General features: G+C 38.3%; 13 protein-coding genes. 5 read left to right on the top strand and 8 right to left on the bottom strand.

Annotated features, from left to right (window positions below; translation table 11 throughout):
- Positions 1 to 11: 11 nt before the first annotated feature.
- Positions 12 to 2,573, bottom strand: coding sequence for an adenylate/guanylate cyclase domain-containing protein (locus tag EHQ43_RS06890; RefSeq protein WP_135770466.1), 2,562 nt, complete (start codon positions 2,571 to 2,573; stop codon positions 12 to 14).
- 86 nt (positions 2,574 to 2,659) lie between these two features.
- Between EHQ43_RS06890 and EHQ43_RS06895 the strand changes: the two genes are divergently transcribed.
- On the top strand, positions 2,660 to 3,547 hold the full coding sequence (locus tag EHQ43_RS06895; RefSeq protein ID WP_244242683.1) for an alpha/beta fold hydrolase: 888 nt from the start codon (positions 2,660 to 2,662) through the stop codon (positions 3,545 to 3,547).
- Positions 3,548 to 3,645: 98 nt separating this feature from the next.
- Here the strand turns inward: EHQ43_RS06895 and EHQ43_RS06900 are convergent, their stop codons facing one another.
- From EHQ43_RS06900 to dapA, 4 genes are read right to left on the bottom strand one after another with little or no spacing between them, the layout of a single operon-like run.
- Positions 3,646 to 4,692, bottom strand: coding sequence for a CdaR family protein (locus tag EHQ43_RS06900; RefSeq protein ID WP_135741145.1), 1,047 nt, complete (start codon positions 4,690 to 4,692; stop codon positions 3,646 to 3,648).
- Entirely contained in the window at positions 4,689 to 5,519 is an 831-nt protein-coding gene (cdaA, locus tag EHQ43_RS06905; protein WP_135741144.1) for a diadenylate cyclase CdaA, read from the bottom strand. Before cdaA ends, EHQ43_RS06900 begins: the two co-directional genes overlap by 4 nt.
- A 1-nt stretch (position 5,520) precedes the next feature.
- The gene (gene dapB / locus EHQ43_RS06910; protein ID WP_135770467.1) at positions 5,521 to 6,324 is read right to left on the bottom strand and encodes a 4-hydroxy-tetrahydrodipicolinate reductase; all 804 of its coding nucleotides are present in this window, start codon (positions 6,322 to 6,324) and stop codon (positions 5,521 to 5,523) included.
- The gene (dapA, locus tag EHQ43_RS06915) at positions 6,317 to 7,201 is read right to left on the bottom strand and encodes a 4-hydroxy-tetrahydrodipicolinate synthase (protein ID WP_135754564.1); all 885 of its coding nucleotides are present in this window, start codon (positions 7,199 to 7,201) and stop codon (positions 6,317 to 6,319) included. Before dapA ends, dapB begins: the two co-directional genes overlap by 8 nt.
- Positions 7,202 to 7,278: 77 nt before the next feature.
- On the opposite strand from dapA, the gene EHQ43_RS06920 reads away from it, so the two are divergent.
- Both EHQ43_RS06920 and EHQ43_RS06925 read left to right on the top strand, forming a co-directional pair.
- Positions 7,279 to 8,358, top strand: coding sequence for an MraY family glycosyltransferase (locus EHQ43_RS06920; protein WP_135770468.1), 1,080 nt, complete (start codon positions 7,279 to 7,281; stop codon positions 8,356 to 8,358).
- A 27-nt stretch (positions 8,359 to 8,385) separates the two neighbouring features.
- The gene (locus tag EHQ43_RS06925; protein ID WP_135742411.1) at positions 8,386 to 9,369 is read left to right on the top strand and encodes a DUF368 domain-containing protein; all 984 of its coding nucleotides are present in this window, start codon (positions 8,386 to 8,388) and stop codon (positions 9,367 to 9,369) included.
- Here the strand turns inward: EHQ43_RS06925 and EHQ43_RS06930 are convergent.
- From EHQ43_RS06930 to EHQ43_RS06940, 3 genes are read right to left on the bottom strand one after another with little or no spacing between them, the layout of a single operon-like run.
- On the bottom strand, positions 9,335 to 10,858 hold the full coding sequence (locus EHQ43_RS06930; RefSeq protein WP_135770469.1) for an aromatic amino acid ammonia-lyase: 1,524 nt from the start codon (positions 10,856 to 10,858) through the stop codon (positions 9,335 to 9,337). The two genes, EHQ43_RS06925 and EHQ43_RS06930, sit on opposite strands and share 35 nt — an antisense overlap.
- A 43-nt stretch (positions 10,859 to 10,901) precedes the next feature.
- Positions 10,902 to 12,365: a sodium:proton antiporter gene (locus EHQ43_RS06935; protein WP_208730953.1), complete on the bottom strand. Its 1,464-nt coding sequence runs from the start codon at positions 12,363 to 12,365 to the stop codon at positions 10,902 to 10,904.
- Between the two features lie 58 nt (positions 12,366 to 12,423).
- Entirely contained in the window at positions 12,424 to 13,461 is a 1,038-nt protein-coding gene (locus EHQ43_RS06940) for an MBL fold metallo-hydrolase (RefSeq protein ID WP_244242684.1), read from the bottom strand.
- An 86-nt stretch (positions 13,462 to 13,547) separates the two neighbouring features.
- Here EHQ43_RS06940 and EHQ43_RS06945 point away from each other — a divergent pair, with 86 nt between their 5' ends.
- Positions 13,548 to 13,949: a hypothetical protein gene (locus tag EHQ43_RS06945; protein WP_135742409.1), complete on the top strand. Its 402-nt coding sequence runs from the start codon at positions 13,548 to 13,550 to the stop codon at positions 13,947 to 13,949.
- A gap of 29 nt (positions 13,950 to 13,978) precedes the next feature.
- On the top strand, positions 13,979 to 14,755 hold the full coding sequence (locus EHQ43_RS06950) for a YdcF family protein (RefSeq protein WP_135770471.1): 777 nt from the start codon (positions 13,979 to 13,981) through the stop codon (positions 14,753 to 14,755).
- The last annotated feature ends 53 nt before the right edge of the window (positions 14,756 to 14,808 follow it).

A 14,808-nucleotide genomic window follows, 5' to 3' on the forward strand; every position in this document is an offset into this window, starting at 1 on the left:
ATTAATTTCAACTAGGATTCTTTTTTCCACCGAATATTGGCACCACGAGAAATCCGCGCATACACTTCTCGGAAATATTGGTTTGGTGCCTTACCATCAGGGTCTTGCGAATAACGAGGCCTTAGGCGGTGGACAAAATACATATCCAAATCACCTTTATTTTTCCCATGAATTTTCCCTCTATATTCTGTTTCAAAAAAGTACTTCACAAGTTCATAGGTATCTTTAGAAACATTGATTTTTCCTGTTTCCCCACCTGATTCCATGCGAGATGCGGTATTCACCGTATCACCCCAAATGTCGTATGCAAATTTAAACCGACCGACAACACCCGCAACCACAGGACCTGTATGGATTCCCAAACGTAATTCCCAAAATGGAAGGTTTAACGCAGATTTGATTTCCTTTAATTGATTCATAAAACTTTGGATTTCCAAAGCCGCCAAACAAGCGTCAATGGCGCTAGTTCTGTTTTCAACAGGTAGACCACCGGCACACATATAACTATCGCCGATGGTTTTTAGTTTCTCCAAATTATTACGCAAGATGATTTCATCAAATTGTGTGAAACAAGCATCAAGTTCCTCGATTAAACTTTGTTCATCCATACCTTCAGCAACTCTCGTAAAACCTTTGAAGTCAGTGAATAATACAGTCGCGTTTTCAAAACGTACGGGATTCACACTTCCTTTGGTTTTTAGTTCTTGTGCCACTTTATATGGCAAAATATTTAACAAAAGTTTTTCGGATTCTTCTCTTGCTTCTTCCGCTTTGTCTTGGGCAATGAGTGCTTTTTCTCTTTCTTCATCCGCTTTTTGTTTTTCCAAATCTAAGAGAAAATAACTTATATCAAGTTCTTCTGCGAGAGGCCTCGACATGATATAAACTACCAAATAATTAAAAAGAACCAGTGGCAATACAATCATCGTAAGATGGAATGCAGATTCCCCGACTCCGTATTGTTCTCGGATCAAAGGAAAATACAAAATTGCTGCGATCGCCATGGTGATGAGGCCAAGGTTTGCTAACCTCTGGCTGAGCTGGATGGTTCGTCCCTCTAGAGACAAAGCACCATGCCTTAAGACCGCATAACCAAGTAAAAACGCTGGAATAAACTGAAAATCAGCAATGGGGTAAATGGGAATTCCATGACTCGGTAACAAAGCTGCAAGCAGTAAAAGCGCAGACAATAAAAAGGAACCAATGATCCATTTGGATGCAAAATTGATATAACCTTTATTTCGTATGAACGTGAATAAGACTAAGACAAGGGCGATGGCACCATTTGCGCCAACGAGTAATTCAGCTGGGCCACCATGATGCACCCTAGACCACGGATAATCAAAGTATCCAACAAATAAATAGGGAGATGGAGCTAAAATGGCCGCAGTGATGCATAAGAAATCAATCCCTTGTAACCAAACAGGAGATTTCTGACCAATGGCTTCAAATACAAGCCTCACCATGATGCTAGGGGCAAAGGCAAAAGCGACAAAAGTCATTTGTGAAATACGAAGTTGTACTACATACGAAATGTTTAACTTAAGTGGAACCGATTGGATTACATAAAATCCAGTGAGAATGAGTGCAAAGGCACAAAGTTGGTTGATCCTTGCCGATGGATTGGCACCTGCTACTATGATCGATAAAAATACGGCACCAAACACCGATATAACGGGAGGAATTCCCCATGGATACCATTTAGCTGATTCGTAAGCATTTGGTGAAAGACCAAACGAAACACCAAAAGAGATAAAAATCAAAACAAAGGAAAGTAGAGCGAATAAAAAATAAAACATTCCATTCTTTTGGAATAGAAGTTCATTTACATCAAAAAAATCGGAGCGAAACACTCCATAGGCAACAAGTAACATTGGAATGAATAAAAAGAATCCACCAGGATACACTTTAAATCCTAAGATACTTGGTGCATTTAAGGTTGTGAGCAAAAATAATAAATTCACACCATGAAAAAGTGTTAGATGATAGTGTTTGCGAATGTATTGGTAATGTTTGATAAAGGAAGGAAGAATGAGTAAAAAATAACCTAGTGGTGCAAGGATCCCCCAAGGCCTGACAAAGGCACTACCTCGTGGGTATTTACCAAATGGAAATTCAAAAACTGTGGTTTCAAATCCTTTTCCTAATATAACACCTAAATACAAAACGAAACTGGCAAACCAACATACATAAGAATAGTATAATAATAGTTTGCTTTGTTTCCCTGTCATGTGATAGGCAAGGTAAAATGCAGTTGGTGCAAGAGGAGCAACTAAGAAATACAATAGATCATTCCAAAGAACAAGTGTTTCCACATCTTGGATCCAAGCTCTCGTTGTTAAAACTAGTCCCACACACCCAAAACTAATAAAAGAAATGGTTAAGTTCAGATGAAAATAACGATTATCTTCTTTTGATTTACGAAACTTTTGAAAGGCAAAATAACTTAAAAATAATCCAACAACAAAGGTGAGAATTCCAGGTGCACCATAAGGAATTTGATACCAAAAATATTCCCAATTGGATATAACCCCCTCTGGTTTTTCAAAATAAATTAGAGAATATGAATCCATCCTTTATAAGATCGGCTTTGAAATATTGAGAAAATAGCAAATTCTTCTATTTGACTCACTTCCTAAAATATTGTGCTATGTCGGATATGTTAGATCTCAATTTCCCAAAAAAGAACGCAACAGAATGGTTGGCAGCAGGAAAGTTTTTTGAATTCAAAAAATTCCAAATCTTTTACATACAAGAAGGCAGAGGGCAAAACTTAATCCTACTCCATGGATTCCCGACTTCCTCGTGGGATTACTCAAAAATCTTCAATGGATTAACACGATATTTCAATACGTTCGCTATTGATTTTTTAGGTTTTGGTTATTCATCAAAACCCACCAAACATACATATACGCTTATGGAACAAACCGATATCATTGAACATTTCATTGAAAAAAATGCACTCAAACGAGTAAAATTTGTTTTTCATGATTACGCAGTGAGTGTAGGACAAGAAATTCTAGCAAGGCATTTAGAACGTAAAGATCGAAAGTATGAAATTGATGGCGCTGTATTTTTTAATGGAGGACTATTTCCCCATTTACATAGACCTACATTCAAACAAAAACTTCTCGCCACACCTTTCTTAGGTGCTTTTCTTGCTAGGTTTTATGATGAAAAAAAGTTTGGTGTTGCGTTTAGTGATGTATTTGGAAAAAATACAAAACCTACAGAAAAAGAAATTTCAGTTTTATGGAAACTAATCACTTATCCTAGTAAAATACTTATCCCTCATAAACTTCTCAAGTATATCCCAGAAAGAAGATTGCACGGTGATCGTTGGAAAAATGCTCTTCTCCAAACAGAAGTCCCACTCTTATTCATCAACGGTGGCGAAGACCCAGTGAGTGGAAGCCATTTGGCCGATGAAATTGAAAGACTTCCGATCAAAAACAAAAAATTAATTCGGTGGCCAAACATCGGGCATTACCCTATGTGGGAAAATCCAGAAGAAAGTTTTAAAGAAATTTATGAGTTTCTAAAATAACCCAATAATTGCTAATTCATTTACATATGAAAATTTGAAAATGGATCCAACCCAAACTTTGGAAAATTGAGATCCTAGTTTAACAGTTGTAAAATGAATTAAGATCGATCAGATGGATTAGGGGTTGGTCCTTCCATCCCTGTTCCATCATCTGTTGGATCCGAATCAATGTTTTGTTCTTTTACTTTATATCGAATTTCAATTTTTTCAGGACTAATTTGAAGGATTTCAATCCCTTTTAAATCTTTGTTTTTTATAACCCTAACTTTTGCTACTTGTGGTTGGAGTTCTGGAATGATTTTATTTTTGATGGGGTCAAAGATATAATTACATGGGACTTGGGCAGTTATGCCTGTTAGGATTTGAGCAGACCGAATTGGTTTTAAAGAAAAATAACGAATCGCAACTTGTTCTTCTGATAATTCCGCATCTAATTTTGGATCCAAACCAGAACAAACAATAGGAATTCCAGCGGCAGTTTGTTCCCCTGTTTTATAAGAAAGGGGAATGATATTAACATTCACAGTTACATCTCTCGAACCGAGAACTCCTACTCCTTTTGGAAGCTCTGGAATTTTTACAGTTTTAGCAAATGGTTCCTTTCGATCGACAAGTGAAATTTCAGGTAACACTACTTTGTTGATTTTTTCTAAGTCTTGAGGTTTCCCACTAAGGGTAACCTTTTGAGGACTAAGGATTTGTGTCAGCTTTTCAAAGTTTGCTGGAGGATTCCCTTCAAACACAACTTCTAACGGAACAACCTTTAAACCTCTAGATTCAATTTCAACAGGGACTGTTTTTTTTAACTTTGTAACCTTAACTCCACTCGGTACACCCACAATTTTTTTAATAGGAACTTCTGTGACACCTAACTGAACATCTTCAGGATCAATCACTGCTTTCATAAATTGCGAATAATAGTTTACTACGTCTTTTAAACCTTCCACACGCACAGGAATGGTTTTTTCAGGATTTTTCGAGTAACTCAAATTACCGGATAACTTTGGATAGTCGATCGGTACATTGACAGTTTTGATTAATACTTTCGAGTTTTGCAAATTTACATAAAAAATACTCGCAACGATAAGGGAAATTAACTTTGCCTTCCAGTTACGAACCATTTTGCCAAATAATTTCAAAATCATATGATGACCCCGGAATCTTTGTCTTTGGTTTTTCTATGTGACTCATCTTTTACCTTTTTATTCCCCGACATGAGACCACTCACGAGGGCTTTTAATTCCAGTGGTTTGACTGGGTGGATCATTTCCCCTTCGTAACAAATTGTGATATCACCGGTCTCTTCAGATGTCACGATGATAATGGAATCTGTCTCTTCCGATAACCCAAGTGCAGATCTATGTCTTGCACCTAACGTTGATATTTCAACAGAACTACTCATTGGTAGATAAGATGCCGCACAGACAATTCGGTTTTGTTCAATGATGACTGCCCCATCATGAAGAGGAGAATTTTTAAAAAAGATAGTTTGCAAAATTTCAGAAGTGACAATGGAATCTATTGGCACCGCATTTTCAGAAATATCCTTAAGGCTTATATCTTTTACAAGCACGATGATCGACCCAATTTTTTCTTGGGACATGGCACGAACTGCTTCTACAATGGGATCCAAATCAAAAGTTGGCTTCAAAAAAAACAATCGAAGCAATCGTATACGCGCCAAATCACCAGTTAGCCGGCGTAATTCGGGCTGTAATAATACAATGATGGCAAAAACCAATGCAGGCCGAATGTTCGTTAAAATCCATTCAAGTAACTCAAAACCTAAGTACTCTGCTAAACTTCCCGAAATCCAGATGATCCCAACTCCAAAGAGTAACTGGATTCCTCGTGTTCTACGAAGTGTTGTATAAGTTTTATAAATTAAAAAAGCGACGATGATTACATCTAAACTGATGGAGATATAGTTTTTACTCCATGGAATGATGTATAATCCTCGAAAAAAATCCAATTTATATTCCTAAAACATCAAACATATTGTACAAACCTTTCGATTTGCCATGTAAAAATTCAGCAGCTTTTACAGCACCACTAGCAAATGTTTTGCGGTCTTGTGCTTTATGTGTGATCTCTATCCTTTCCTCAGGACTAAAAAAATAAACTGTGTGTTCTCCAACAACTTCACCTGCTCGCATCGTGTGCATTGCGATTTCCTTTTGGTCACGTTCTGGATACATTCCGTGACGACCATAAATCACATTTTCTTCTGATCGATTACTTGCTCCGAGTAATACCTCTTTGAGATACATGGCGGTACCTGATGGAGAATCTTTTTTATGGCGGTGGTGGATATCTAAAACTTCAATATCAAAATCTTCGTGTAATACTTTGGCAGCAATTTCGGTGAGTTTAAACAATAAATTCACACCCACAGACATATTTGGAGAAAAGACAATCGGAATCGTTTGTGCTGCGGACTTAATTAATGTTTTATCTGAGTCAGTAAGACCTGTCGTCCCAATGACTAAAGGTTTATGGTTTTGTAATACGACTCCAAGAATGGATTCAAAACCAGTGTGTGTACTGAAATCGATTAATACATCTGAATCTTCGCATGCTTTCTGTAAGTCGGAAGATAACAAAATCCCAGTTTCTTTGATGCCTGCATGGTTACCAGAATCAAAACCTGCATAAATGGCACCTTCTCTTACGACAGCTGCGCTTAACTCTGATTTTTTGGAAAGGGAGATTACTTGGATAATGGCTTTACCCATCCTCCCACCAGCACCTATTACACCGACTTTGATCTTAGACAATGCCTTCCTCTTTTAACTGGAATACTATTTTTTTAAAGGACTCAGCTGCTTGCCCTTCTGAAAGAGAAGTCATTGGTAATCTGAGTTCATTTGTGCAATACCCAAACCAACTCATAGCAGCTTTAATTGGAATGGGATTTGTTTCAATAAAAGCATTCACAAACACAGGAAGAAGTTTGTAATAGATTTTTTTAGAAGCTTCTAAATCACCACGTAAATACAAAGATACCATATCCACACAAGCTCGTGGGAATAAATTGGAAACAACTGAAACGACACCTTTACCACCAATCGAAAGTACTGGAAGCGTAAGGTTGTCATCACCAGATAATAAATCAAAATCGGCCGGACATTGGGAGATCACCTTTGCCATTTGTCCAAGATCCCCTGTCGCTTCTTTGATCGCTGCAATTTTAGGATGTGCCGCCAAACGACTGACAGTTTCTGGCACTAAGTTGACATTCGTGCGACCAGGAATATTGTACAACATCACTGGTTTAGATGATACATTGGCAATCGCTGTAAAATGTTGGAACATCCCTTCTTGTGTCGGTTTGTTGTAATACGGATTCACAGAAAGGATTCCGTCCACTCCGTCGGCACATGCGGATTCAGTGAGCTCAATTGCCTCTTTTGTAGAATTGGAACCTGTCCCAGCAATAACTTGGATTTTCCCGGCCACCACCTGAACTGTTTTTTGGATGAGTTCCTTATGTTCTTCATAAGATAAAGTTGGTGATTCTCCCGTTGTCCCACATGGAACCACTCCAGCAACTCCCGATCGGATCTGGTTTTCTAGGATTTTAAAATAGCTATCGTAATCGATTTTCCCTTGGCGGAAAGGGGTGATGACCGCAGTGTAGACGCCCTGAAACATAAATTAAACATCGAGGAGGGACTGATTTTTGCAATAAAAAACTGCCAAAAGACCCCGTTCTCTGAAACTTTGCGAAAATGGTCCCTTTTTTTCCCATTTCCTTCCTGATTCTAGGCTTCTTTAGCCTTATTTTGCACACAATTTATGTGTATTCACGATTTGGAGTGAAAGATGTGCCAAATGAACGGAGTTTGCATGACACAGTTACAAAAAAATCGGGTGGGATGTTTTTTATTCCCCTTTTTTTGGTGGCCACACTCCTCTTTTATTTTTACCCGCAGTGGACAGATTCTGCATTTGTTTTTCCGAGTCCAAACCACATAAACGACTTCTATCTTCTGTTAGCTGGTATATTTATATTTTCCATTCTAGGATTTGTGGATGATTTGATTCACCTAACACCTAAACTTAGGCTTATTTTAGAGTTAGGAATTGTCTTTGTTTGTTTATGGGGCATTGGACCGAGAACTAGCAGTTTTGGTTATACTTCGATCCCTCAAATTGTACAAATCATATTTTTAACCATATTTTTAGTATTTGGGATCAACTTAGTCAACTTTATGGATGGGATGGATTGGTATCTTGTCCTGACATTTACGATTTGTTTTTTTTCCATTGGAATTGTTTTACCCAACTTTTTTTCTAAACCAAATTTTGGATACAGTTTGTACACAATTTTATTCCTTTCGATGTTTGGTTTTATGTTTTATAATTTCCCAAAGGCAAAATTGTTTATGGGCGATAGTGGGTCCTTAGCTCTCGGATTTTTTGTATTGTTCCTACCATTACTTTTCCATCACGATTCCCAAAGTCCAGACACTGATCATCCAATGCTCTGGGATTTAACTGATTATTTTTATCTTTTTCCTTTCTTTTGGATTGATGGAATTTTCATATTAATCAAACGTTTCATTCAGAAAAAACATCTTTTCCAAGCACATAGAGAACATCTCTACCAAAAACTAACAGAAACGAATTTAGGAAAAGTTGGTTCCCTCGTTGTATTTTCACTTCTAAATTTATTCGTTCTTTGCCTCCACTTTCTTTTCCAACACTTAAGACTCGGAAAGTTTACCATTTTGTTTGGACTGTTTTTTGTTTCCCTCATAATGTATGCCTTTCTTTGGGTTTGGGCTTTACGAAAAAACCTTGCCTAAAGTTTGGATGAATCCAATCTTTCCGTTATGCCTCTAACAAAAAAAGAAATTCTATTTTGCATTCTCAACGGGTTTCTCATTGGAATCGCAAATCTTATCCCTGGTGTGTCTGGGGGAACCTTTGCTCTTATCCTTGGCCTTTATGACAGACTCATCACAGCCATTACTTCTTTAAATTTTGAAACCATTAAAGTTTCCTTTTCCTTACTCATAGGATTTTGGAAAGAAGAAGTGAGGACAAATTTTGCCAAGGAAATGAAACGAATTGATTTTTGGTTTTTAGTATTCCTTGGAATTGGACTTTTACTTTCTGTGATCTCTGGCGCTAAACTCATCCAATTTTTATTACAAAACCATCCAGAAGCTACACTTGCACTTTTTATTGGTCTCATCATACCATCACTAGTAGTTCCTTACAAACTTATCGAAAAACATAGTTTCATTGTTTGGTTATTTTTAATCCCAGGAATTTTATTAACCATCGTTCCTAGTTTTTTTATGGGAGAAAATACTGGTTCTGAAAATCCAATTTTTGCATTTGGAACAGGTGTGATTGCCATCTCTGCCATGATCTTGCCAGGGATTTCTGGTTCTTACATCATGCTCGTGTTAGGTGAATACCAAATTGTAATTGGTAAACTTTCGACCATCTTAGAGCCAAGTTCTATTTTATTTTTAGCTGCATTTGGAATTGGTTGTTTACTTGGACTTTTGATCTTCACACATATCGTAAAATGGTTATTTGTGAAATACAAATCACATACTATGACATTTTTACTTGGTCTTATCTTAGGTTCATTTTTTATCCTTTGGCCGTTTAAAGATTATGCCAATGGCCAAGCGGTTGTTGGAAGGTCTGGGGAAGTGAAACGAGACATCCAAATTGCCACGGCGAAAAATATCTTACCAAAAGATTTTACAGAAGCCCAAATCCCTCTCGCAGCCCTGGTGTTAGGTTTAGCATTAGGAATGGGACTCAATCGATTGGAGTCATTGCAAGAGAAGAAGTAGAATTAGAAATTCTATCAATGAGTGTCTGGATTTCAAAATCCAGACTTCTATCCACATCCATTGTCTTAAGCCCACGAAATAATTCACAATCTGGCACCAATTCTTTTCGTTTGGCAAATAAGGAAGATTGGTATACAGCATACGAAAAAATAGATAATAGTTTTGTCACACTCGTCACTGTTCTACGATTTCGTAAAACTGATATGGCTCCCATAGGCACTATGTCTTGGTTATTTCCATTCGTAGGAATCGATTGCATGGAACCAGGCATACTATCCCTTCGCACTTCAGCCGTTAGGTGAGCTGACATAAGGCCTAATCCAGATAACCCGGCAAAAGTTCCTGGTTTTGCCGATAACATCAGCGGGAATTCATCGTTCTCCTTGGGATCAAACAAATAATTTAAAAATCGGTCCGCCCAAGTACACCAAACTGCCATCGCATTTTGTAAACGATCTGCCGCAAAACTTACCTGCGAAGCGTAAAAACCACCACCTTCGGCAAATCGGTAACGAGTTTCCTCTCTTCCGTCAGTATGAATGAGAACAGGATTATCAGATAATGAATTTAATTCTTGTTCAACGACTCCACCAATGGACTCAATTTCATCCCAGACAGCCCCTAATATTTGAGGGATACAACGAACAGAATAAATGTCTTGTATCCGTTTTCCTTCCACTTTCGATTTTGGATTTTTAGAAACAATGGGATGCAGAAATTTTGCAATCAGTTTCGGTCCAGAGAATTGTTTGTGGTTGTGGTAAGCCGGATGGAAAGCGTCGGGGAAAACAGAATGGTAATGAAAAAGGTATTGTAAGAGTTCAATCGATTGCAAAAACAAGTTACGAAATGTAACCACTTGGTAACCAAGAAGGGCTGTTGTAAAACTTGTACCATTGGTTAACGAAATGGCTTCTTTGGGATGGGGTGTCCATGGTAGACCTGAAATTTTTGACGTTTTCCCATTTTGTTTTGTGGGACCTAATTCTTTCCCTTTGCCAGTAAATCCTGACTCACCAAGTAGTGCCAACGGAATGTAACTAAGAGGGATCAAGTCACCCGAGGCAGATAAAGAACCTCTTTCGGGAAGTATGGGTATACAATCCAATTCTAATAGTTGGTTCAAAACGTCTAAGGTTTCATACCGAATCCCTGAACCACCGAGTGATAAACTATAAAGTCTCGCAGCTAACACAACCCTTGCTTCTTCATGGGTTAAATTGGAATGAGGGATTCCTTCTTTGGAAAGCACAGGTTCCACTGTTAGGTGGTAAACCAATGATTTTTGGATCAAATCTAGCTCTTCATTGGAAGTGAAGGCATGCGGACCAAAACCTGTATGGATCCCGTAGATGAGTTTTTCTTTCGAAGTTTTGAGAATTGATTCAAGTTCCTCTCGTTCCTTCTGTAAGGAATCTTTGCGATTCGAAAGGTGAGAAAATGAACCAGACCGTGATAAGGAATATAATTGGGATAAATGCAGGATCATGAAAGGATTCAAACCGGGGAAAGATCCCCGGCTTTTGTAAAACTTAGACGAAGAAAATAAAGGTGATGAGAATAAAAACAGGAACCAAAATTCCCATTGAATATGCTAAATACCCACCAAAAGAAGGCATCTTCACTTTGTTTTCTTCTGCCACTGACTTCACCATAAAGTTAGGGGCGTTACCAATGTACGTATTGGCACCCATAAACACAGCACCCACTGAGATTGCTTTTAAAATCTCTTCTGCTTGGACATTTCCAATGAACTGGCCAAGAGTGAGAGGAGTAGATCCGACAGGGGTGAGGAGTCCCGAAGCCAATGATCCGAACGTTAAGTATGTGGGAGCATTGTCGAGGACTGAGGAGAAAGCCCCTGTTGCCCAAAAGAATTGCCAGTTTTGTGTGATCCCAAGTTCCTTTCCATGTGCTTCCAATAACACTAGAGCAGGGATCATAGTGATGAAAATTCCAATGAAGAGATAAGCCACTTCTTGGATCGGATGCAAAGTAAAGTTATTAAACTTTCGATTTTCTTCTTTAGATGTAAACTTAGAAAGACCAATGAGAACAATGAGAACTGCTTCTCGGATAAACCCAAGGGTTGGTGTTTCATTGATTTGTGGGATATAGTTACTGTTTAAAAATGCAACTGCTAAAATCACACCGAGTAACCAGATAAAATTTACTTGGCCACCAATTGAAAAAGGGGTAGCAAGTTTCGTATCACGGGCCAAATCTTTTTTGGTTTCTTTTTTGTAAGCCAATGTGTCCCAAACAAAATACACAGTGAGTAAGATGACAAGTGCCACTAACATCTCAGGTAATAACTTAAATGTCCATGTGAATGGGACTCCTTTTAAGTAACCCAAAAACAATGGAGGATCACCGAGAGGTGTTAAAGATCCACCAATGTTAGATACAAGAAAGATAAAAAACACAACAGTATGAACAACATGTTTTCGTTCGCTATTTGTTTTTAACAATGGACGAATCAGTAACATGGATGCACCCGTAGTTCCAATAAAAGAGGCAAGACTTGCTCCAATTAACAAGTATAACGTGTTGTTAAGTGGGGTTGCTTTGATATCCCCTTTGATCACAATCCCACCGGAAATGTAAAACAAGGATCCGAGTAAGATGATAAAAGGAATATAATCAAAGAAAACGGTATGTACGATATTATGGCTATACCCATAAACAAGTAAAACAACAAAGGAGATTGCTCCGAGACCCACTGCTAAAATGAGTTTGTTGTTATTGTCTTCCCACCAATGGGCTGTTTTGTGAGAGGCAACAGGCAAAATCGCAATCGAAAGGAGAATTGCCACAAAAGGTAAAACCGTCCAATACGGGAGTTCTTCGTGTACGGATTCTCCATGTGAGGAATGCCCTGTTTCCTCTTGTGTTGTTGTTTCTGTTGGAACCGGAGTTGGTTCTTCGGCAAATAACCCTGCAGTTGTCACAGACAAACAAATCAGGAAAACCATCAATGTGAGAAGCTTCTTCAACGTGCTCACCATCCTATTTTTTTTAGGACAGCTTACCCGAAAGAGAAATCACATGGAACTAAAAAAAGCGAGTTTCTCCAATTTTTAAGGGTACGAAAGCAGATTCGGAGATTCCCGATTGTTTCATTGCCTCTTTTGTGCGTGGCACAGGAGAATCAAGTGGTTCATCTGATAAAACAAAGGTCATATAGTGCATTGGTACCAAGTATTTTGCCTTCAAATCCAGAAAAGACATTACCGCTTGGGTGGGCCCAATGTGAACAGGTTCCATGAGCCATCGTGGTTCAGTTGCACCAATTGGCAAAATGGCCACATCAATGTTTCCAAAACGATTTGCAATTTCCTTAAAATGCGAAAAATAACCGGTATCTCCCGCAAAATACACTTTTTCCCGTGTACCAGAAATCATAAAACTTCCCCAAAGTGTTTCGTCTCGGTCAAAAAGACTTCGCCCGCTAAAATGTTGTGTCGGTGTGAATGTTAATTTTACTGAACCGAATGAAATTTCTTCCCACCAATCCATTTCGTTTACATTTTTTAAACCTTCACCTAACAGAAGTTTTTTATTTCCAAGACCTGTCAAAACCAAAGGATGAAATGTCTCCTCCAACTTTTTAAGTGTTGGAATGTCGGTGTGGTCATAATGATTGTGGGATAATATGACTATGTCTATTTTGGGAAGGTCACCGAGGGAGATACCAGGTGGAGTGTAACGTTTTGGTCCAGCAAAACTTAAAGGGGAACATCTATCACTCCAAATAGGATCCGTGAGTATATTGAGACCATCGATTTGTACAAGTGTAGTCGCATGCCCTACCCATGTGACGGAAAGTTTTGTATCGTTACTTTTTAATAGGTTACCATCATTGATTAGGATGGGAAATGGTGGATAAGTTTTAGCATCCAAACTATACTGTAAAAAAAATCGATCCCATTGCCATACGAGAACATCCCAAAATCCTTTACGTTCATAATTCGGATTTGGATTCTGGAATCCAGAATGGGTATGGTGGGGTTTTAAGATTTTAGAGTCGGCAATACTGCTCGTGGTCAATCCAAACAGAATCGTGAGTGTAACAAATGATTTCCAATTCACGAATTTTAGACTGTGACAAGACACAATAAGTTGGATCCATTTTTCGATTGCCTTTTTCCAAAATTAAACCACACTCATTTACTACTATGTATCGATACGACGAAACAAAGAATTTGTTCATCGCTTACGCGAAATGGAGAGATGCTGTCGATCGTACGGAAGGAAATGAAACTGTATTTGGTTCCAATGCAGAAATTTCGGAAATTGCAAGGGACTTAAGGGAAGATGCAGAATTTGAACTACGAATCCTAATCCAAGATCTGAAAAAACAAAACCCTGCAGCCATTAAGGAATGGGTTGAGCTCACCAAACAATTCTTAAATGCTTCAGATTTAGGAGTCACAGAAGAGCAAATGCAACAAAGAAAACAAATTGCAAGGGATTGGAAATATTCCAGGTCACCTCTAGGAGTATCCGTACGATACCCGCACCCTTCCCAATATTGGGGGAGTGGGATTGGAGTGCTCGGACCCGATTTGGACTGGTAAAAATCTCAACCCAATTGGATTCTTCCCTTATGGATTCTATCTTTTTTATCCTCTCCAAAGTCCTTACAGTTTTTTTATATCCTTTGCCTGTATTTTTTCTCTTTAGTTTATTCCTTTTGTTTCGAATCAAATCAGGGAAAACCAAATTCCAATTTTTTCTGATTTGTCTTTTTTTATATTTCAGTTCAAGTTCATTTGTTGCCAACACCTTGGTGACTGGATTGGAAAAAGACTTCCCGCCAGTTCCAATTGAATCTTCCCCAAAGGCAGATGTTGCAATTGTACTCGGTGGAATGATCCAAACCATATCATCTGTAAAAGCAAGACCCGAACTCACAGATTCCGCAGATCGTATTACAGACGCTATACGTCTATACAAAGCCGGCAAAATAAAAAAGATTCTTTTTACAGGAGGGTCTGGTTTATTACTCGCAGATGAGTTTAGAGAAGCTGACTTAGCAAAATCCTTGTTCATTGGACTTGGTGTCAAAGAAGAGGATATCATCCTAGAAAACAACTCACGAAATACGTATGAAAATGCAGTCGAAACCAAAAAAATCATCGAGAAACATAATTTTAAATCTTACATTCTCATCACGTCTGCTTTCCATATGAAACGTTCCGCTGGTTGTTTCCAAAAACAAAATCTAGATGTATTCCCTTTCCCCACCGACTACAGATCCATTCAAATGGAATCTGGGGCATTTGAACTCTATTTACCTTCAGCAGGATATTTGGATTTAACAACTCTCAGCATCAAAGAATGGGTCGGATATTTTGTGTACCGATCAAAATCCTACCTATAAAACTAGGATTTTCTCAATGTTTTTGAATGACCTTTTTGTTTGACCGAAACTTG

This window comes from Leptospira bouyouniensis (assembly GCF_004769525.1).
GTDB lineage: Bacteria > Spirochaetota > Leptospiria > Leptospirales > Leptospiraceae > Leptospira_A > Leptospira_A bouyouniensis.